Annotated in this window: 17 protein-coding genes and 4 tRNA genes; 17 read left to right on the top strand and 4 right to left on the bottom strand. The window is 40.0% G+C overall.

The window, feature by feature from the left end; translation table 11 throughout:
* The first annotated feature begins 27 nt into the window (after window positions 1-27).
* From dnaB to rlmH, 15 genes are all read left to right on the top strand, one after another.
* Window positions 28-1386 carry a replicative DNA helicase gene (gene dnaB / locus LC455_RS25970; protein ID WP_223595355.1) on the top strand — a complete coding sequence of 453 codons (1359 nt, stop codon included), beginning with the start codon at window positions 28-30 and terminating at the stop codon, window positions 1384-1386.
* 227 nt (window positions 1387-1613) lie between these two features.
* Window positions 1614-2906, top strand: a complete 1293-nt coding sequence (locus LC455_RS25965; protein ID WP_223595353.1) for an adenylosuccinate synthase — start codon at window positions 1614-1616, stop codon at window positions 2904-2906.
* 184 nt (window positions 2907-3090) lie between these two features.
* Window positions 3091-3166 (top strand) — tRNA-Lys (locus LC455_RS25960).
* Window positions 3167-3179: 13 nt separating this feature from the next.
* Window positions 3180-3251 (top strand) — tRNA-Glu (locus LC455_RS25955).
* Window positions 3252-3320: 69 nt separating this feature from the next.
* Window positions 3321-3397: transfer RNA gene (locus LC455_RS25950), tRNA-Asp, on the top strand.
* A gap of 6 nt (window positions 3398-3403) precedes the next feature.
* Window positions 3404-3476: transfer RNA gene (locus LC455_RS25945), tRNA-Phe, on the top strand.
* A 393-nt stretch (window positions 3477-3869) separates the two neighbouring features.
* On the top strand, window positions 3870-5309 hold the full coding sequence (locus tag LC455_RS25940) for a peptidoglycan DD-metalloendopeptidase family protein (protein WP_223595351.1): 1440 nt from the start codon (window positions 3870-3872) through the stop codon (window positions 5307-5309).
* A 184-nt stretch (window positions 5310-5493) separates the two neighbouring features.
* Window positions 5494-6204, top strand: coding sequence for a response regulator YycF (yycF, locus tag LC455_RS25935; RefSeq protein ID WP_223595349.1), 711 nt, complete (start codon window positions 5494-5496; stop codon window positions 6202-6204).
* Between the two features lie 7 nt (window positions 6205-6211).
* On the top strand, window positions 6212-8038 hold the full coding sequence (gene walK, locus LC455_RS25930) for a cell wall metabolism sensor histidine kinase WalK (protein ID WP_223595348.1): 1827 nt from the start codon (window positions 6212-6214) through the stop codon (window positions 8036-8038).
* A complete protein-coding gene (locus tag LC455_RS25925) occupies window positions 8035-9357 on the top strand; it encodes a YycH family regulatory protein (RefSeq protein ID WP_223595347.1) in 1323 nt (440 codons plus the stop codon). The genes walK and LC455_RS25925 overlap by 4 nt, the downstream gene beginning before the upstream one ends.
* Window positions 9344-10141 (top strand): two-component system regulatory protein YycI, encoded by a 798-nt coding sequence (locus tag LC455_RS25920; protein WP_223595346.1) that lies wholly within the window; start codon window positions 9344-9346, stop codon window positions 10139-10141. The genes LC455_RS25925 and LC455_RS25920 overlap by 14 nt, the downstream gene beginning before the upstream one ends.
* Window positions 10142-10147: 6 nt before the next feature.
* On the top strand, window positions 10148-10942 hold the full coding sequence (locus tag LC455_RS25915; RefSeq protein WP_223595344.1) for an MBL fold metallo-hydrolase: 795 nt from the start codon (window positions 10148-10150) through the stop codon (window positions 10940-10942).
* Window positions 10943-11129: 187 nt separating this feature from the next.
* Window positions 11130-12392: a S1C family serine protease gene (locus tag LC455_RS25910; RefSeq protein ID WP_223595342.1), complete on the top strand. Its 1263-nt coding sequence runs from the start codon at window positions 11130-11132 to the stop codon at window positions 12390-12392.
* A gap of 123 nt (window positions 12393-12515) precedes the next feature.
* Window positions 12516-12674 (top strand): CxxH/CxxC protein, encoded by a 159-nt coding sequence (locus LC455_RS25905; RefSeq protein ID WP_223595340.1) that lies wholly within the window; start codon window positions 12516-12518, stop codon window positions 12672-12674.
* 101 nt (window positions 12675-12775) lie between these two features.
* Window positions 12776-13255 (top strand): 23S rRNA (pseudouridine(1915)-N(3))-methyltransferase RlmH, encoded by a 480-nt coding sequence (gene rlmH, locus LC455_RS25900; RefSeq protein WP_223595339.1) that lies wholly within the window; start codon window positions 12776-12778, stop codon window positions 13253-13255.
* Window positions 13256-13360: 105 nt separating this feature from the next.
* On the opposite strand, the gene LC455_RS25895 is transcribed toward rlmH, so the two are convergent.
* Together LC455_RS25895 and LC455_RS25890 are read right to left on the bottom strand one after the other, a co-directional pair.
* The gene (locus LC455_RS25895; RefSeq protein WP_223595337.1) at window positions 13361-14218 is read right to left on the bottom strand and encodes a dimethylarginine dimethylaminohydrolase family protein; all 858 of its coding nucleotides are present in this window, start codon (window positions 14216-14218) and stop codon (window positions 13361-13363) included.
* Window positions 14219-14518: 300 nt separating this feature from the next.
* Window positions 14519-16456: an electron transport protein gene (locus LC455_RS25890; protein ID WP_223595335.1), complete on the bottom strand. Its 1938-nt coding sequence runs from the start codon at window positions 16454-16456 to the stop codon at window positions 14519-14521.
* Window positions 16457-16647: 191 nt separating this feature from the next.
* Here LC455_RS25890 and LC455_RS25885 point away from each other — a divergent pair, with 191 nt between their 5' ends.
* Window positions 16648-17538 (top strand): SDR family oxidoreductase, encoded by an 891-nt coding sequence (locus tag LC455_RS25885; protein ID WP_223595333.1) that lies wholly within the window; start codon window positions 16648-16650, stop codon window positions 17536-17538.
* A gap of 116 nt (window positions 17539-17654) precedes the next feature.
* Window positions 17655-18011 carry a nucleotide excision repair endonuclease gene (locus LC455_RS25880; protein ID WP_223595331.1) on the top strand — a complete coding sequence of 119 codons (357 nt, stop codon included), beginning with the start codon at window positions 17655-17657 and terminating at the stop codon, window positions 18009-18011.
* 156 nt (window positions 18012-18167) lie between these two features.
* Here LC455_RS25880 and rluF read toward each other — a convergent pair whose 3' ends face one another.
* Together rluF and LC455_RS25870 are read right to left on the bottom strand one after the other, a co-directional pair.
* On the bottom strand, window positions 18168-18944 hold the full coding sequence (gene rluF, locus LC455_RS25875; protein ID WP_223595330.1) for a 23S rRNA pseudouridine(2604) synthase RluF: 777 nt from the start codon (window positions 18942-18944) through the stop codon (window positions 18168-18170).
* A 67-nt stretch (window positions 18945-19011) separates the two neighbouring features.
* The gene (locus LC455_RS25870; protein WP_223595329.1) at window positions 19012-20202 is read right to left on the bottom strand and encodes an MFS transporter; all 1191 of its coding nucleotides are present in this window, start codon (window positions 20200-20202) and stop codon (window positions 19012-19014) included.
* Window positions 20203-20341: the final 139 nt, after the last annotated feature.

Here is a 20341-nt window from a genome sequence, read left to right as displayed (position 1 = left end):
CTCTTCATTAGGAGGTTTTGAATATATATGAGTAATGAATTATTAGCAGACCGCATGCCCCCGCAAAATATTGAAGCTGAACAAGCTGTATTAGGGGCTATTTTTTTAGAGCCGTCTTCCTTAACTATGGCATCTGAAATTCTGATTCCAGAGGATTTCTACCGGGCAGCCCACCAAAAAATCTTTAATGTGATGCTGAATTTAAATGATCAAGGTAAAGCCGTTGACTTAATTACGGTAACGGAGGAATTAGCTGCGGCAAAACTGATTGAGGATATCGGCGGCGTCAGTTATTTGAGCGACCTCTCCGGGGCTGTTCCTACAGCAGCTAATATTGAGTATTATGCTAGAATCGTAGGTGAAAAATCACTTTTAAGAAGATTAATTCGTACGGCTACCAATATTGCTCAAGATGGCTATACCCGCGAGGACGAGGTGGATGCCCTTTTAAGTGAAGCGGAAAAAAATATTATGGAAGTAGCGAATCGGAAAAATGCCGGTGCCTTTCATAACATTAAAGATGTACTCGTTCGAACTTATGATAATATCGAAGTTATGCATAACCGTGTCGGTGATATTACTGGACTTGAAACAGGGTTCGTTGACCTTGACCGGATGACAGCAGGCTTTCAGCGTAATGACCTGATCATTGTTGGGGCCCGTCCTTCCGTGGGTAAAACAGCCTTTGCCTTAAATATTGCCCAAAATGTTGCCAAAAAAACGGGCGAGAATATTGCCATCTTCAGTCTTGAGATGGGCGCTGAGCAGCTGGTCATGCGTCTCCTTTGTGCTGAAGGGAATATCGATGCGCAAAGGCTTCGTACCGGTTCCCTGACAGAGGAAGACTGGGGTAAGCTGACGATGGCAATGGGGAGCTTGTCAAACACGGGGATTTTTATTGATGATACCCCAGGTGTACGTATCAGTGACATTCGTTCAAAATGCCGCCGCTTAAAGCAGGAGCATGGTTTAGGCATGATTTTGATTGACTATTTGCAGCTTATTTTAGGAAGCGGCCGTTCCGGCGAAAACCGTCAGCAGGAAGTATCGGAAATATCCCGCTCTCTTAAGCAGTTAGCCCGTGAGCTTCAGGTGCCTGTTATCGCCCTATCCCAGCTTTCTCGTGGTGTCGAGCAGCGTCAGGATAAGCGTCCGATGATGTCCGATATCCGTGAATCCGGGTCTATCGAGCAGGACGCCGATATTGTTGCCTTCCTATATCGTGATGACTATTATGATAAGGAATCTGAGGCGAAGAATATCATTGAAATTATTATTGCGAAACAGCGTAATGGTCCAGTTGGCACTGTGCAGCTGGCGTTTGTTAAAGAATATAATAAGTTCGTCAACATCGAGACGAGGTATGATGCCCCGCCAGGAGCATAAGGAAGAGTCAGCCATTTTTTGGGCGGGCTCTTTTTTTGCTAGATTAATAGTATGAGTACCTTTAAGGCGGCTCGTGAAACTAGAATCCTATTTTAATATTTTACGAACATATTTTAATAGGTTGATATAAAATGTTCGTGTTTCGTTTGATTTTTGTGCGCGTAATTGATAAACTATGATGGTGTGATAATAAATTAATGGACGTTAAAATTTTGGAGGTGCCTTACATGTCATCAGTAGTGGTTGTTGGTACGCAATGGGGAGACGAAGGAAAAGGGAAAATTACGGATTTCCTTTCAGAAAATGCTGAGGTCATTGCACGTTATCAAGGCGGTAATAATGCTGGACACACGATTAAGTTCAACGGAGAAACCTACAAATTGCACTTGATTCCATCAGGGATTTTTAATAAAGAAAAAATTAGTGTCATCGGAAATGGCATGGTTGTCGATCCGAAAGCTTTGGTTACCGAGCTTGCCTATTTACATGAAAAAGGAATTTCAACCGAAAATCTGCGCATCAGCAATCGTGCTCATGTCATCCTTCCTTACCATTTAAAATTAGATGAAGTGGAAGAAACACGGAAAGGTGCTAATAAAATCGGTACAACGAAAAAGGGTATCGGACCTGCATACATGGATAAGGCAGCCCGCGTTGGTATCCGTATCGCTGATTTACTAGACCGTGAAATTTTTGAAGAAAAATTAGTACAAAATCTTGAAGAAAAGAATCGCTTATTTGAACGCATTTACGAAACGGAAGGCTTTAAGAAAGAAGATATTCTAGATGAGTATTATGAATATGGCCAGCAAATTGAGAAGTATGTTTGCGATACTTCTGTTGTCCTAAATGATGCTTTAGATGAGGGCAAGCGAGTATTATTTGAAGGCGCTCAGGGAGTTATGCTTGATATCGACCAAGGTACTTATCCATTCGTAACCTCCTCAAATCCAGTGGCTGGAGGCGTAACGATTGGATCTGGAGTAGGTCCATCTAAAATTACTCATGTTGTCGGCGTTTGTAAAGCCTACACTTCCCGTGTTGGGGATGGTCCATTCCCGACTGAGTTAAATAATGAAATTGGAAATCGCATCCGTGAAGTTGGCCGTGAATATGGTACGACAACAGGCCGCCCTCGCCGTGTCGGCTGGTTTGACAGCGTCGTCGTCCGCCATGCCCGCCGTGTCAGCGGTTTAACTGATCTATCTTTGAATTCCATTGATGTATTAACTGGCATTGAGACATTAAAAATTTGTACATCATATCGTTATAAAGATGAAGTCATTACCGAGTATCCAGCAAACTTAAAGGTTCTATCACAATGTGAACCAATTTACGAAGAGCTTCCAGGCTGGACGGAAGATATTACTGGCGTTAAATCATTAGATGAACTGCCAGTAAATGCCCGTCACTATGTGGAGCGTGTAACACAGTTGACTGGTATTCCGTTATCGACCTTCTCAGTCGGTCCGGACCGTACGCAAACAAATGTTGTTCGCAGCCCTTGGAGACAGATCTAACTTTGTGTGGGAAGCCCGCTGTTTGGCGGGCTTTTTGTTTTTATTTTTTAAAAAACAAATATTTTTTTAAAAAAGTATTGCATAATTTATGATATCTTGATATTATAAAAAGCGTCGTCACAAACGATCCTTATATAAAGGCATCTGACGACGAAATAAAAGATTAGTGAATCATTTTAAGTACGAGCCATTAGCTCAGTCGGTAGAGCATCTGACTTTTAATCAGAGGGTCGAAGGTTCGAGTCCTTCATGGCTCACCATTTTTAATATGATGGCCCCTTGGTCAAGCGGTTAAGACACCGCCCTTTCACGGCGGTAACACGGGTTCGAATCCCGTAGGGGTCATCGGCATTTGGCGGTCGGCAAAAGGCTGGCAAGGACGGTCTCCTTGCTGACTGCCATTAATATAATTTTGGTCTGGTAGTTCAGTTGGTTAGAATGCCTGCCTGTCACGCAGGAGGTCGCGGGTTCGAGTCCCGTCCAGACCGCCATTAGTTGGCTCAGTAGCTCAGTCGGTAGAGCAAAGGACTGAAAATCCTTGTGTCGGCGGTTCGATTCCGTCCTGAGCCATCCCAAAAAGAAGCTTGCAAGCGCGCAGGCTTCTTTTTTTATCCTTAAAACGCTTTCTATGTAACAATACTGCAATATTTGCCCCCTGCTTTTTACAAATCCTTGTTACAAAGTTCGTTCTATACTATCCTACTCCAGTACTACTATAACCCTTGATTTTATAGGATTTTCTACCTGTTAAATTAATGATCCATAAAATAAATTCGTGGAAATTTGACTAATACATTTCAAGTAAATGTCGTAAAATGTCAGCTATTATACATTTTTGTTACATTATTAAGACTATTAATCTATTTACAAAATCTTATGGTAAAGTTAAGAAGGCTTAAAATTCTGGAAAATTCATTACTAGATTAATAGGGTTTTACCGTGGTTTAGGAGGAAAAAATGTTTTTGTTAAATACAATTTCCAAAACAAAAAAGTTAATCATAAAGACAACCATTATTACGACCTTAGCAGCCTCTGTCGTGGCTTTAAGCAATGGGCCTATTGCATTAGCGACATCACCTCAGCTAACAACCGATTACCATGTATATCTTAATGGTACATACATTGGAAACGTTACTGATAAAGCTGTAGTAGACAGAGTAATCAATGAGAAGATCGACGAATTTAAAAAATCCAATAAGGATCTAAATTTAGGTTCCCAGGTTGAATACATACCAGAACAGGTTTTCAACTCATCTGCAAATAACCTTGATACCATCCAAAATTTCAAAAACACCTTCCAGCTTCAAGCAGAAGCAGCAGCGATTGTCATCGACGGAAAGCCAGCGGTTTATGTTGCCGATAAAAATACTGCCGAGGAAGTCATTAAAGACCTTAAACTGAAATATGTTTCTGAAGATCAACTAAAGGAACTTGAGGCTAGAAAAGCACAGGCGGATACAAATCTCCCGCCATTAAAAGAGAATGAAACACGTTTATTGGATGTTCACCTGTCTAAGAACGTCACTATTGAAGCTGAAAATATTGAACCAGATCAAATATTGTCAGCTAATGATGCCGTTACTTTGTTACAAAAGGGAACATTACAGGAAAAGAAATACGCAGTTCAAGATGGCGATGCTCTTGAATCAATTGCACATAATTACGGCTTAAAGGTTCCTGAGCTTTTAGCTTTGAATCCAGGATTAACAGCGGATTCCCTCTTAAAAGTCGGCCAGGAAATTAACGTTACTGTGTTAAAGCCATATGTTGAAGTAGTCGTAGAAAAGGAAGTCAATCAAAAAGAAGTGATTGCTTATACAAATCAGGTAGTGGAGGACTCCTCTATTCCTAAGGGCGAGACGAAGGAAAAGCAGCAAGGACAAAATGGCTCCCGGACGGTCACTTATTTCATTTCAGAACAAAGCGGTGTTGCTGTTAAAAAGACGCAAACAAGCGAACAAATTCTTCAGCAGCCAGTTAATCATATTGTGATTAAAGGAACCAAAGCGATTCCTTCCCGTGGTGAGGGCAGCTTTGCCTGGCCAACTGTAGGCGGCTATGTTTCCAGCCAAATGGGCTATCGCTGGGGCAAGATGCACAAAGGAATTGACATTGCCAGACCTAGCAACAAAACCATTAAAGCTGCCGACAACGGCGTTGTTGTATCTGCCGGATACGATAATGGGGGATATGGAAATAAAGTAATAATCGACCACAAAAATGGCTTTCGCACACTTTACGGCCACATGTCATCGATCAATGTAAAAGTAGGCCAAACGGTTTCAAAAGGCACTGCCATCGGAATTATGGGGGCTACAGGTGATGCAACAGGTGTCCATCTTCATTTTGAAGTATTTAAAAACGGCAGCTTGGTAAACCCGCTTAGCTATTTAAGAAGATAACATGATGAAGTCTCTAGTACCTTCTAGAGACTTTTTTATTTTTTCAAAGATTTACCTTGCCAATCTTGACAAATGCTACTAATAGATGAATTTAAGCTGAAACAATGGTAAAGTAAAATAGAATAGGTATGACTTCTAGTGATTCTTTGATTGAATAGATTACTTTTAAAAAAGGAGAAATTGTATGGAAAAGAAAATTCTCGTTGTTGATGACGAAAAGCCAATTGCAGATATTTTGCAGTTTAATCTCAAAAAAGAAGGTTATGCTGTCTATTGCGCTTATGATGGAAATGAAGCACTTCAATTAGTAGAAGAAATTCAACCAGACTTAATTCTCTTAGATATTATGCTACCGCTTAGGGATGGCATGGAAGTTTGTCGTGAGGTCCGCAAAAAATATGAAATGCCGATCATTATGCTGACAGCTAAGGATTCAGAAATCGATAAAGTTCTTGGACTTGAGCTTGGTGCGGACGATTATGTAACAAAGCCGTTTAGTACAAGGGAATTAATTGCCCGTGTGAAGGCGAATTTACGCCGTCATCAGCAAATCCTGGCTCAGCCGGATGCTGAAGCGGAAACGAATGAAATTGAAATTGGCTCTCTTGTGATTCATCCTGATGCCTATGTGGTGTCAAAGCGTGGCGAAACGATTGAACTAACCCATCGGGAGTTTGAGCTTCTTTACTATCTGGCAAAGCATATTGGCCAGGTTATGACGAGAGAACATTTATTGCAAACTGTGTGGGGTTACGATTATTACGGAGATGTCCGAACTGTCGATGTAACCGTAAGGCGTCTGCGTGAAAAAATTGAGGATAGCCCAAGCCACCCAACATGGATTGTTACGCGCCGCGGTGTTGGCTACTATTTGCGCAATCCTGAACAGGAGTAAGGCCTTGATGAGAAAGGTTGGATTCTTTCGCTCCATACACGTTAAATTTGTCATCATCTATGTCCTCCTTATATTAGTTGCGATGCAAATTATCGGTGTTTATTTTGTCAGGCAGCTGGAAGAAACATTAAGAACGAACTTCCAAACGTCCTTAAAAGAACGCGTTAATTTGCTTGGCTATAATATTGTTCAGGAAATGGAAAAGGAAAGAACTACTGAAGATCCGAGTCTCGAGGATGATATTAAAAAGACCTTAAAGGATTTTGTGACCGGTGATATTTTGGAGGTTCAGGTGATTGAAAACGGCTCACTTAAAATCCTTGGTGCCTCTCCTTCCAGCAGTCAAGGTGTGGTCGGCCAAAGGACAACAGAGCTCCGGGTAAAACAATCGATGACCTTGGAAGAGGAACAAAGTGCCATCAAGATTGACCAGAAAAACGGTTATCGGATTTGGGTCCTCTCCACCCCCATTAAGTCGGGCAAAAAAGTGATCGGCGCCATTTATCTTGTTGCAAAAATTGAAAATGTGTTTGAACAAATGAAAACCATTAATGGCATTTTTGCAACCGGGACAGCCATCGCTTTATCGATTACGGCTGTTCTGGGCATATTACTCGCCCAAACCATCACTAGGCCAATTGCGGATATGAAGAAGCAGGCGTTAGCGATGGCGAAGGGGAATTTTTCGAGGAAGGTTAAAGTGTATGGCTATGATGAAATTGGCACACTCGCCATCACCTTTAACAATTTAACAAAAAAGCTCCAAGAGGCCCAGGCCATGACAGAAGGAGAACGAAGAAAATTATCCTCCGTCTTGTCTTATATGACAGATGGGGTTATTGCTACAGACCGTAAAGGCCGGGTTATTTTAATTAATGAACCTGCTGCAGAGATGCTGAATGTTTCACGTGAAACAGTTTTGTCCCAACCGATTGTGGAGTTGTTAGATTTAGATGATGCGAATACCTTTGAGGACTTATTAGAAGAAAAGGATTCCTTAATTCTAGATTACAGCACCAAGAAAAAACGCTATATTCTCCGCGCTAATTTTTCAGTGATTCAAAAAGAAACGGGTTTTGTAAACGGACTTATTGCCGTTCTGCATGATATCACGGAGCAGGAAAAAATTGATGCTGAACGACGAGAATTTGTTGCCAATGTTTCACATGAACTAAGGACTCCTTTGACAACAATGAGGAGTTATTTAGAGGCGCTGGCAGATGGTGCATGGCAGGATGAAGAAATTGCTCCTAATTTTCTAGAGGTAACGCGGACGGAGACGGAAAGGATGATCCGCCTGGTTAATGACCTCCTTCAGTTATCAAAAATGGATAGTACCGATTACAAGCTGACAATGGAATGGGTTAATTTTGTCGATTTCTATGACCGTATTATTGATCGGTTCGAAATGTCCAAGGAACAAAACGTCACCTTTAAACGAAAGCTGCCAAACGAGGCTATCTTTGTTGAGGTCGATGAAGATAAGATGACGCAAGTGTTGTACAATATCATTTCCAATGCTTTGAAGTATTCCCCTGAAGGCGGTCTGGTGACCTTCTCGATTGAAGAAGAGGAAGACCGAATCATTGTTAGTGTATCGGACCAAGGAGTGGGAATTCCAAAAGAGAATATTGGAAAGATATTTGACCGTTTCTACCGTGTTGATAAAGCGAGAACCCGGAAATTGGGCGGTACGGGTCTTGGGCTTGCCATTGCAAAAGAAATGGTGAATGCCCATGGCGGAGCGATTTGGGCAACCAGTCAAGAAGGGAAAGGTACTATTATCTCTTTTTCTCTGCCGTATGAGCGTTCAGAAGAGGATGAATGGTCATGAGATACGAAAATATTAAATCAGTGATTTTAACGATTTTGGTTTTGGTTAGTATTTTGTTAACGTGGAATCTTTGGACCTATCAGCCTAATTACGACAAAATGGAAAAAAGTAATTATGTTGCCGAAGTCACCGTTCGTGAAAAACAAGAGGTTCAAAAAATTGTCAGGCCTGATCAGATTCTTTTCCATATTAAAGGGCAGCATTATGGAATCAATAACACAGGTGAAATTGACAAAGTGATTAAGGAATTAGGTCAGTGGACCTTTTTTGATGTGAAAAATGTAACGGAAAAAATCGAAAATATTGAGGAACTAAGCCATAATAGCGGCAATACTGAAATTCAGTTTCCAGGGGAAGTTCCCATCGAGTTATATCGCAGTGTCTTGAACATTGAGGGGAAAAGAATACCTGCTTTCAATTTTAATCGCATTATAATTAATGTTGAGGGTTCTGATAAGGATAATGGTATTGTTTATTTTGTCTCAACTGAAAATCAGCAGGTTTATATCAGTCATATTTCCTCAAACAATTTAAACGATTTTAATCAAAGCTTTTATAAAAATGCAGCGAGTCTGCCACGTTACTTTGGATATAAGGCATCTGAAAAACGGACGCTGTTCCTGCCCGAAGGGGATCAGGAAATGATGAGGTATAAATATTTGCCAAAAGACCTTAATTCCGATGAGTTTAAAGAAGCGCTTTTTAGTAATCCAAGCTTCGTCCAAAAAAGCCCGCTGCCTGCAGGTGAAGAATATACCGACGATTCTAGCAAAATGACTGTGAATTTTGATAGCAATATACTCCTCTATGTCAATCCAACCGCAGAGGAACGATATATTGCCAGTTCGTATGATCTAGTGAAACGGAGTATTGATTTTGTTAATGAGCACGGCGGCTGGACAGACCCTTACCGCTTCGTTTCCAAAAGTGAATATAACCGCTCGGTCACCTTCAGAATGTACAGCAGGGATGGCTATCCTGTTTTTAATGATAGAGGACTATCGGAAATTACAGAAGTTTGGGGACGGGATGAAATCAACAAATATATTCGTCCAAACATTGCTTTAGAACTCCCATTAACAACTGAAATTCAAAAGGTTACCCGTCCTTCCGGCCATGATGCCTTGAAGTTTTTACAAAACAAAAAGAACTTTAAGCCAGAGCTTCTGCAAGAAATGGTATTAGGCTATCGGATGGAAAGGGATAATGAAGAAAATATGCTGATCCTTTTAGAACCAGCCTGGTTTTATCGCTATGATAATACGTGGGAAGAGATCACGATGGATGACCTGGGAGGACTGAAGCATGGATTGGAGTAAAATAAAAACGATATTTATTTTAACGTTCCTGATACTGGATGTGTATCTCCTATTTCAATTCATGAAGATCCGGGATGCCAATAAATATGAGGTTTTAACAGAGGCATCGGTTGAGGAAAAATTGAAAGTGGATGAAATCAAATATGTAGAACTGCCGAAGAACCCAATTAAGGCTCAATATCTTAGCGCTAAGCCGAAAACCTTTACCAAAGGGGATATTGAAAAACTAAAGGATCAGTCTGCTTCTCTTAAGGGGCCGGGGACGACACTGCAGTCGACGCTGGAGAAGCCTTTGCAGCTAAATTCTAAGTTTGAACCAGCAGAGCTTTCGTCTTTTTTAAACGAAAGTGTCCTGTACGGTGACCATTATCTATTTTGGGAGAAAAATGATAAAAAAAATACAATCACCTATTTTCAGCAAAGTAACAATATGCCTTTGTATAACAATATTAACGGGATGATCACCTTCAATTATAATTCCAGTAATCAAATTGTTTCCTATCAGCAAACCTATCTTGAAGGAATTGATAAGCTGGCGGAAAAAGAAGAGATCCTCCGTCCGTTAAAGGCGATTGAAACGCTTCATCAAAAGGGAGTCTTGAAACCGAAGAGTAAAATTACGAAGATCGAGCTTGGCTATTCGACTCTTGTTCCGCTGTCGGCCTCCCAATTATTAGCGCCAACCTGGCGCTTTGTGGTCGATAATAAGGAGAGTTTGTTTGTAAATGCCTTTGAAGGTGAGATCATTGATTTTAACAGCGAAGAAAAATTAAGTGTGGAGTGAAACTGTATGTCTTTACGATATAGCATTCTAGCAAGCGGGAGTACTGGGAACGCCCTTTATGTAGAGTCAGACGAACATTCCTTTCTAGTGGATGCCGGCTTTAGCGGCAAACAGATGGAGACGCTTTTTCAGCAAATTGACCGCGATATTAGCAAGCTATCTGGTATCTTTGTCACTCATGAGCACAGCGACCATATTAAAGGGATTGGCATTCTCGCACGAAAATATAAATTGCCTGTATACGCGAACGAAAAAACGTGGCAGGCGATGGAAACAAATGTAGGAGTAATTCCTACAGAGCAAAAGTTTGTTTTTAACATGGAAACGGTGAAGACCTTCGGTGCCGTAGATATTGAATCGTTCGGCGTGTCCCATGATGCTGCGGAACCGATGTTTTACGTGTTTCATAATGGAGGAAAAAAGCTTGTTCTCATTACGGATACAGGGTATGTCAGCGACCGCATGAAGGGGACAATCTCCAATGCTGACGTGTACATTTTTGAGTCCAATCATGATGTGCAAATGCTTCGTATGGGACGCTATCCGTGGAACATTAAACGAAGAATCCTCAGCGATGTCGGCCATGTCTCTAATGAAGATGCGGCCTTGGCAATGAGTGATGTGATTGGCGATCGGACGAAGAGAGTCTACCTCGCCCATCTAAGCCTTGATAATAATATGAAAGACCTAGCGAAAATGTCTGTAACGCAGACATTAGAGAGTCGAGGCCTGATTGTCGGAGAACAATTCGATCTTTACGATACAGACCCGAAAATACCGACTATTTTAACAGCAGTATAGTGTTTTTTCTAAGAGCGAAGAGCAATCTTCGCTCTTCTTTTATAAGTATGAAAAATCTATGAACAAAGTCGTAAATTTTATGGAATAATTGTCAAATTTTTTTAAATTTAGGGCTGGGAGAGTATAATTGTTATTATAAGCCAAAATAAAAGATAGAAATCATTTCGAGAGAGAGGAATGGTGTCCAGTGGGTTATTATGATGATCATTCACAGGGGCGTTATCGGGAACAGAAAGGGAATCGGGGCGGAATTTTTATTGCCAGCTTAGTCGGTGCTATCCTTGGAGCGATAATAGTGATCGTTGCTCTTCCAGCCCTGTCTAATCGAGGGGTACTCCCTTATAAAATTGAAACCAATCAAAATACGGCTACCAATACAACAGATAATACAAATCAGCAGAACGTCATTCACCAGCAGGTATCCTATGACGTTAAAACAGATACCACTGATGCCGTTGATAAAACAGCTGCAGCAGTTGTTGGCATCAATAATATCCAGTCAACGGGATTTTGGTCTGACAATGGGAATGGCAATGGTAATGGTAATGGCGATAACTCTGAAGAGGCAGCGGGAACAGGCTCCGGTGTTATTTATAAAAAAGACAACAACCGGGCATTTGTTGTCACCAACCATCATGTTGTTGAGGGTGCGACCAAACTAGAAGTAAGCCTGACAGATGGAACGAAGATTCCTGCAAAGCTGCTAGGAAGTGATATTTGGACAGATTTAGCAGTCCTTGAGATAGATGCCAGCAAAGTAAAGAAAGTTGCGGTATTTGGAGATTCCGATAGTTTAAAAATGGGTGAACCAGTCATTGCGATTGGAAATCCACTTGGTGCAACTTTTTCAGGATCAGTTACACAAGGAATCATTTCAGGTCTTAAACGGACCATCCCTGTTGATATCGACCAAAATGGGGTTGTCGATTGGCAGTCAGAGGTTCTGCAGACAGATGCCGCGATTAATCCGGGAAACAGCGGCGGCGCGTTAATTAATATGGCCGGACAGGTGATTGGGATTAACTCCATGAAAATTTCCCAGGAGGCGGTTGAAGGAATAGGATTATCAATTCCAATCAATTCAGCTAAGCCGATCATTGATGATCTCGAGCATTTTGGCTCTGTCAAACGTCCATATATGGGTGTGGATTTAAAATCAGTATCTGAAATACCTGCTTACTACCAAGCGGAAGCATTGAAATTACCGAGCGATGTTAATTACGGCGTAGCCTTAAGACAGGTAGTTCCCAATTCTCCAGCAGCACAAGCAGGATTACAAGAGCTGGATGTCATTGTTGAGATGGATGGCCAAAAAATAAATGACGTCATCGACTTGCGCAAGCACTTATATCAGAAAAAGAAAATCGGCGAGAAATTGAAAGTCAAATATTATCGCGATAGCAAGCTTAAAGAAACGACACTGACTCTGTCGGGAGAAAGATTACAATAAGGATGAAGAAAACAGGATGGCGGAAGCTGTCCTGTTTTTATTATGATATGATAGTGGTCGTATGAGAGGTATATGGAACGTAAACACTAGGATTAAAAGAGTTAGGAAAGGTGAAGATGAAAGATGATTTATAGTTGTGAGGAGCATGTGGATAGTGCTTTAGATACGGTTGTGGATGAAACAGAAACTTTCCCGGTTTTATCAAAAATTGGTGTGGATAATTTATCAACAACCTGTGAATATTGTCGAAACCCGGCTGTATATATTGTGGCGAACAAGTGATTCCATACTAAATGTGGATAAAGATGTGGATAATGTGGATAACTTCTGTGGATATGTTGTTTGTAACCTGTTTGTAATCTGAAAATAAAGGGCTGTGGATTGTGAATATCTCGATTGTGACGGTTGGTAAATTAAAAGAGAAATATTTGAAGCAGGGAATTGAGGAATATTTGAAGAGATTATCGGCCTATGCAAAGGTCGAAGTCATCGAAGTTGCCGATGAAAAGGCGCCGGAAGAATTAAGCGATACGGAAATGCAGCAGGTAAAGCAAAAAGAGGGCGAAAGAATTTTAGCAAAGATTAGCCAGGATACATATGTGATCGCCTTAGCGATTCAAGGAAAATTACAATCATCGGAGGAACTTGCGGATACATTAGATAAGCTAGCTACATACGGAAAAAGCAAAATTGCCTTTATTATTGGGGGATCCTTGGGGCTTAGCGATGAGGTGTTGAAGAGGTCGAATGAAAAGTTGTCCTTTTCAAAGATGACCTTCCCCCATCAGTTGATGAGGTTGATATTGGTTGAGCAGATTTATCGGTCTTTTCGGATTAACCGCGGTGAACCTTACCATAAATAAGAGGCAGTTTTTATATAGCTAAATTATGTATCTAATGACTATATAAACAACCACGCTCTTTAGGGGTTTGGGGGTTGTTTATATGGTCATTTTTATATTTTTATTTTACGTTTCTCGTAAAATAGGAAGGGTGCAACAACGGAAGGAACCGCCAGATTTAATGATTTCTGTGATATCCACCTCAATAACTTCAAATCCCCGGTTACGAAGCTGTTTGTTTACCTTCCTATTGACCGGCAGACTAAATACCCGTTTGTTGCCTATACTTAATACATTTGTGCCCAATTGAAATTGTTCTTCTTGCGAAACTTCAATTAATTCATAGCGTGAAGCAAAAAACTCGATGTTTTTTTTCGTTAAGGCATTTGGGTAAATAAGGGCCACTTCAGGTGAAACGACATTAAATATACAATCTAAATGCAGGTATTTATCTTTAAATGGGATGGTAATGACATTGAATTGAGTCAACAGACTCTGTAAATGTTCAGCTGCTTTTTGGTCTGTCCGATTGCTGAGCCCCACGTAAATTGTTTCTCGATCAATCACAACATCTCCGCCTTCAATTCGTTCCTCGTATAAATTATAATAAGAGATTTCTTCATCCTCCAGCCATTGTTTTAAAACGTTTTCCTCCCCTGCACGAACATCTGTTGCCATCTTGGCAACAAAGATTGTTTGCCCTAGTGTAAAACCAATATCCCGAGTAAATACTTGTTCAGGATATTTTTTATGGTAAGGCAATAAAATAACTTCGATACCATGTTTCTTTAGTGTTTTGACAAATTCACCGTGCTGTTCGAGCGCACGTTCAATATGGATACCTTCATTTTTAAAATGCTCTTGCGTTTCATTAATTACTTCGCGGATTGTCATATATTGAGGCTGACAAAGGATTACTCGTCTTAATACATCGTATTCACTCATGCAAAAAGTCTTGTTGTTTGTTATTGGGCTTTCTGTCATTTTTTCGCCCTCCTGTATTCTCTCTTTAATCTAGGTTTTCCTAAACGTTCGTTATTATTTACAAACGAACAGTAGGAAAATCTCTTTCACTATAGAATCTTTGATGAAAGGATTTTTTTGTTCAATAATTTAACTGATGGGAAAGAGAATAATAGCAAAAAAACCGCCATTTTAATAGGTGCGGTGAACCGTACCTATTAAAATGGCGGTTTTTAAATTATTTACTCTAATATTTTCAGCCTAAATAATTTAAACCTTTTAAAGACAGGCGTTGATTATGACTGCCTGTCTTTAAAAGGTTTATTTCAATGTTAGTAAATATTTTATTAAAGCATCTTGTTCTTGCGGAGAAAAACCTGTTGAAGCATCTATCCAATATTCATGCCCTTGTCCTGTCACATTTGATTTCCTTAGACTTTCCGAAGTCTGATTTGCTTTTATGACTTGAGTTCTCAAGCTTTTATCTACTAATGCACGTAAACTGTTGTACGGGTCAGGTAAAATACTTTTATTTAATGTTCCTTCTGGTCCTAACTGAGTTTTAATATTTGCTCCAACTGCAACCCCTCCGTCATGTAGATATGGCGCAGACCAATAAAGGCCAATAAGACTAGGAACTTTATATCCTCCATTTGTATTGCCAATTCCAAACGCAAGATTGATTTGCCCAGGGTTTAGGCCTTGAGTCGGAACTTTTAATACTAATGCACCTTTTGGTACAGGCACAGGTGTATCAGGTGAATAAATCACGGGATCTATCAAAAACTCGCCTGCCTTTTTTAAACCAAGCGCACGCGTCGGTTCCGTACCAATTTTTTCTACGGATATAATTTGATTATTGGTATAAAAGCTTCCTGCATGGCACGATATACAAGAACCCTGTGCAAAAACTCGTTTGCCTAATTGCTTTTCCTTATCAGTTATCTTTACGGGTGCTTTTGGAGGAACGAGAGTATTTTGAAATGCTGACATAGCATTGTTTTGTTCCCCTGCTTTTGTTCCCGGAGAGCCAACTATAACCCCATTCGGTGATACAAGTGAAGACCTCGGAAAGGTGGGCAATTTAATCGCTTGGTTTACACCAGGAGCATCTGGGGTAGGATCAACCTGTGCAAAAAACTCTGAAGGCTTCTTTCCTTGTGTTGGATCAAATCGATATTTCGGATTCGCCGCATTCTGCAGAATGGTTCCTAAATATACCTCTTTGTCGATGCCAAGAAGAGCTTGACTGGCTTCGGCAATCGTCGTCAAATCAGAACCTTGGGCGTGAACGGCATTATTTAACGTACTTAAACCTTTAAACGGTCCTGCCATGGCAAAACCACTCCAGCTGTAAGGATGATCCCCTAAAGTGAAAGAATCCGGGATCTGCGTTGGATTACTAATAAAATCACTGGAAATATCAAAATTTCCCTTAGGCCATTTGATTACACTATCATCAACAGCCGCTTCCAATCCCCTTGAATCCGGTAAGGGTTCTTTTTTTCCTTCGCTTGTTACAACAGTTTTCTCTAAGTTATTAATATAATCCTTTAAAGATGCAATGTCAGTACGTGCAAAATAAGCTGATGTGTTGGTGCCTAATGCAAGGAGAAGTCCGAAATTAGCATCTGTATTAACGGCCCCCTCAATCACTCTTTGATTAACTGGATCAACAGTGGCATGGCATGCTGCACAACTAAGTCCAACTTTTAACCTTCCCTCTGATTTTACTAGCGGCAAACCCAGGACTTCGTCAGAACCTTTTGCCACATCAAAACCAGTATCCACTTTTGTTCCTTTTTTATATGTTTTTCCTCCAATTGTTATGGTTTCAGCCAATTCGACCTGTAAATTTGTTGTCCCCTTACCGTTTAATTCTTTTATTGCTTGTTGGAAATTTTCAATGGTAAGCGGTCCGTTAAAAGCTCCAAGAATATCGGATAAAAAGACTTCATTCCCAAATGTTTCTTCATAAAATGACTTTCTTCCTAAATCCAAGAGGGCTTGATCAATTTTTACTGCACCGTTCTTGGGAGATAATACCTTTCTTCCTTTTGCTGTTTTCATTAATTCATGAGCCTTTTTATTGGATATGGTTCTTCCCCAGAGGTCGAATGCTGGTTTGTCCTCAACCTTCTCCCCTGTCACCTTTTCAGGTTCTACAATTTGATTTTCTGAAGGAATAAAGGCATAAACTGTTATACCTAAAGCTAAAATGAAAGCTAAAATAATACCAAGACAATACATCCATTTCATCCTATTACCGCCTTTATAAGAACTAAGTACAAAAAACCACCCTTAATTTTCCGCCTTTACGGAAGAAATATACTTATCTAATCCCTGTTTCGAAACAAAGTATTAGATAAAAACCTGACCCCTTAGGCATTCACCTATCTCTATTTTTAAGAATATGCTATAAAACAAATAACAGAAGGAGGCATATATGTATGTATCACCATTTTGGGTATATAAAAAGATGTGAAACCGTTCCTGTCACATATCCTCCACAATACCAACCCCAACATCCGGGGATTGAATCCTTTATGATTCCAAGACCTATATCCGAAAACCCTTATTATTCTGGAAGCGGAAAACTGCGGAACAAAGCAGCTATCATAACCGGCGGGGACAGTGGGATCGGAAGGGCTGTCGCCATTGCCTTTGCAAAAGAAGAAGCAGATGTGGTGATTGTCTATTTAAATGAACATGGTGATGCATTAGAAACAAAAAATAGAGTAGAGCAATTGGGAAGAAAATGCCTAACGATTGCAGGCGATATCGGGGATGAGAAGTTTTGTCAATATGTGGTTCAGAAAACAATGGAGGCATTTGGACATCTTGAAATTCTCGTTAATAATGCTGGAGAGGCAACTACCCAGGCAAGTATCAGTGACATAACCCCGGCACAACTAAAACGTACATTTCAAACAAACATTTTTTCATTTTTTTATCTCACACAAGCAGCCATTCCCTATTTAAAAACAGGAAGCTCTATTATCAATACAACTTCAATTGCTGCCTACACTGGAGATGAAGACGCGATCGATTATGCTGCTTCCAAGGGAGCAATTGTCTCTTTTACCCGCTCTTTAGCATTATCCGTCGTTTATCAAGGAATTCGTGTGAATGGGGTTGCTCCGGGACCTGTATGGACTCCTCTTATCCCTTCAAGCCTCCCACCAGAAATTTATGCAACATGGGGAAGCAACACCCCAATGAAACGTGCTGCCCAACCTTTTGAACTAGCCCCTCTTTATGTTTATTTGGCGTCGGACGACTCCTCATATGTAACAGGACAAATTCTTAATATAGACGGAGGAACCGCTATAAATGGATAAAAATAAAACATTTATTAAACGAGCAAGAAACCGCTAGAATTGATAGTTTCGGGCAAATTGCTAAAGTATGATATGATAGCATTTACTGATATATTTGAAGGAGGAAGTGAGCGTAAGTGATAAACATAACCATTCCAAAACCAACTGTTACTATTACCAAACAGAATAATCCTGAGCTAAGTAATATTTATGGGTTTACAGAATTCCATCTTATCCCTAGGGATAAGGGGGGGATTTTTATGTTCTATAACAATAATCAAGAGTTACTATTCGTTGGTAAAGCGAGGAAGTTGCGACAAAGAATTAAAAAGCATTTTGAGGATACTGTATCCCCAATCAAAATGCATAGAGATGAAGTCACTAAAATTGCGGTTTGTGTTATCGAAGACCCTGTATATAGAGAAATTTACGAAACGTATATTATTAATGAACTCAAGTCAAAATATAATATAGACAAGGTGTTTTTTAGGTGAAATTTATGATTTTTTGTATTTAAAAAGGAAAACAGAAAAATCAAGGCCTTCCTGACCCCAAATTTGAAATCCGTAATCTCCGTAATACTAAAATCAAATATAAATATAAAAAGAGTGTGGACCGAAATTTTTTTTGATTCGGATCACACTCTTTTTTTACCATTTTTTTGGCTCATAATTAAGTTCGTTAAATAATTGAGTTCGTTCTTTCTTTGATAAATCTCTCCATTGGCCAATAGGAAGGTTCCCTAAATGGATATTCATGATTCGTGTTCGTTGCAGTCGACAAACCTCATATCCCAAGGCAGAACACATACGGCGAATCTGTCGGTTTAAACCCTGTGTTAAAATGATTTGAAAAACATATTTAGAAAGCTGTTCTACTTTACAAGGCAGCGTTTTTGTATCTAGTATTTCTACGCCTCCTGCCATTCTTTTTAAAAACTCTGGAGTGATTGGCTTGTCTACTGTAACGATATATTCCTTCTCATGCTTATTTTCAGCACGCAGAATTTCATTAACAATATCTCCGTCATTAGTCAGGAGGATAAGACCCTCTGAATCTTTATCCAGTCTACCTATATGAAATATTCTTAATGGATGGTTGACTAAATCAATAATATTTCCTTTAATATGTCTTTCTGTTGTACTAGTAATGCCAACAGGTTTATTTAGGGCAATATAAACGTAATTTTTATCCACTTTAACCGGATTTCCACCAATACGAACATCATCCCCTGGTTCGACTTGGCTCCCTAATGTGGCAACTTTTCCATTAATGGACACTTTTCCTTCACTAATCAACTTATCTGCACCGCGTCTAGATGTTTTTCCAGACTCGGAAATATATTTATTTAATCGCAGGTTAAACACATCCTTAAAAGGAGATTGTGCTTTAAGAATAACCAACCAGTCCCGTATTTTCAAGCACATATTAAAACCTCATTTAGAAGAATAGCGGTGAATCTTATCATAAGTAAAAGTATACGCAGATTCTCGCTTATGCGGGTTTTGTTTGTTTTTGGTCCAAATGATGGCTTAGAAAAGTTAGAAGACTGGCAAAGATTGCAATCAACCCGCCGACCAATGTCACACTCATCAAATTCCCTTGATGGTAAACCATTCCACCTACTGCGGAACCCAAGGCAATACCTACATTGCTTGCGACTGGCATCAGTGAAGCAGCGAGTCCTGTCGCTTTTGGTTGATAAATGCCTGCAAGGTCGATCAAATAAAGCTGGGTAGATGTTGTTAAAAGGATGGCCATTAATGACATCAAGCCAATATTAATCAATCCAAAGAGTAAATTATTTGTCGTCCAATATAAACTGACCAGAACAATTGCTTGAACAAGAAAGACAATGCGAAGGCGTCCGATTGCATTGAAGCTGGCAATTTTACCAGCGAGTATGTTGCTGAAAATCGAAATAAATCCGTATCCAAACAATATCAAACTAATTGAATTACTCGGTGCTTCCATTCCATTCAGGATCGGAACAAGGTACGTATAAACGGCATATGTCGCTCCAAATCCTAATGATGGAATGAAAAACGCCATTAAGATTCGCGGGTGTGTCAACAAAGAAAATTGATCACGCATGGAACTGCGAAATTGGCTGAGCTTATTAGGCAAAATGAAGAAAGATGCCAAAAACGCAATTCCACCCAGAAAAGTCGTTAACAGGAAGGTTGCATTCCAGTTGTACCATTCAGCGATGGCAGTGCCAATTGGTACTCCAACCACGTTTGCAAGAGTAAAACCACCGAAAACAAATGATATAGCAAGTCCCCGTTTGGCGCTTGGAATGGTCTCACTTGCAACAATCATGGCAAGGGAGATTAAAACTCCTGTTACAATCGCCGTCATCATCCGAAGTGCAAGGAGCATGATGTAGCTCGTCGAAATCACACACAAAGCATTCAGGATGATGAACAATCCTATTAAAAACAACATCCATTTACGCTTAGGAAAATGGCTTGTTGCGCTCATTACGAGTGGTGTGGCAATGGCAAACGTAATGGCAAACGCAGAAACGAGTGTGCCTGCTTTTGCATTGGTTATATGGAGACCTGAGGAAATATCAGTTAAGATCCCGACGATAACAAATTCGCTTGTTCCGAGAACAAATGTTAATAAAGAAAGTGTAAAGATGAGCAACCAATGTTGCTTGGATAATTCAGTAGAGTACATAAATACCTCTTTCCTAGATGAATGTAAATGTGATACAAGGTAGAAAACAATTTAATCATCATACCATGGTTTCACGTGGAACAAAAGAGGCTTATTTTTTATAAAACTGCTGCTTAAAGAGGTGCGGTGAACCGTATCA

This window comes from Neobacillus bataviensis, assembly GCF_019969725.1.
This window is presented reverse-complemented; position numbering and strand designations above follow the sequence as displayed.

Coding starts and splice junctions, on each gene's coding strand:
- dnaB (WP_223595355.1), top strand. CDS start 28: ATGAGTAATGAATTATTAGCAGACCGCATGCCCCCGCAAAATATTGAA.
- LC455_RS25965 (WP_223595353.1), top strand. CDS start 1,614: ATGTCATCAGTAGTGGTTGTTGGTACGCAATGGGGAGACGAAGGAAAA.
- yycF (WP_223595349.1), top strand. CDS start 5,494: ATGGAAAAGAAAATTCTCGTTGTTGATGACGAAAAGCCAATTGCAGAT.
- walK (WP_223595348.1), top strand. CDS start 6,212: ATGAGAAAGGTTGGATTCTTTCGCTCCATACACGTTAAATTTGTCATC.
- LC455_RS25925 (WP_223595347.1), top strand. CDS start 8,035: ATGAGATACGAAAATATTAAATCAGTGATTTTAACGATTTTGGTTTTG.
- LC455_RS25920 (WP_223595346.1), top strand. CDS start 9,344: ATGGATTGGAGTAAAATAAAAACGATATTTATTTTAACGTTCCTGATA.
- LC455_RS25915 (WP_223595344.1), top strand. CDS start 10,148: ATGTCTTTACGATATAGCATTCTAGCAAGCGGGAGTACTGGGAACGCC.
- LC455_RS25905 (WP_223595340.1), top strand. CDS start 12,516: ATGATTTATAGTTGTGAGGAGCATGTGGATAGTGCTTTAGATACGGTT.
- LC455_RS25895 (WP_223595337.1), bottom strand. CDS start 14,218: ATGACAGAAAGCCCAATAACAAACAACAAGACTTTTTGCATGAGTGAA.
- LC455_RS25890 (WP_223595335.1), bottom strand. CDS start 16,456: ATGAAATGGATGTATTGTCTTGGTATTATTTTAGCTTTCATTTTAGCT.
- LC455_RS25885 (WP_223595333.1), top strand. CDS start 16,648: ATGTATCACCATTTTGGGTATATAAAAAGATGTGAAACCGTTCCTGTC.
- rluF (WP_223595330.1), bottom strand. CDS start 18,944: ATGTGCTTGAAAATACGGGACTGGTTGGTTATTCTTAAAGCACAATCT.
- LC455_RS25870 (WP_223595329.1), bottom strand. CDS start 20,202: ATGTACTCTACTGAATTATCCAAGCAACATTGGTTGCTCATCTTTACA.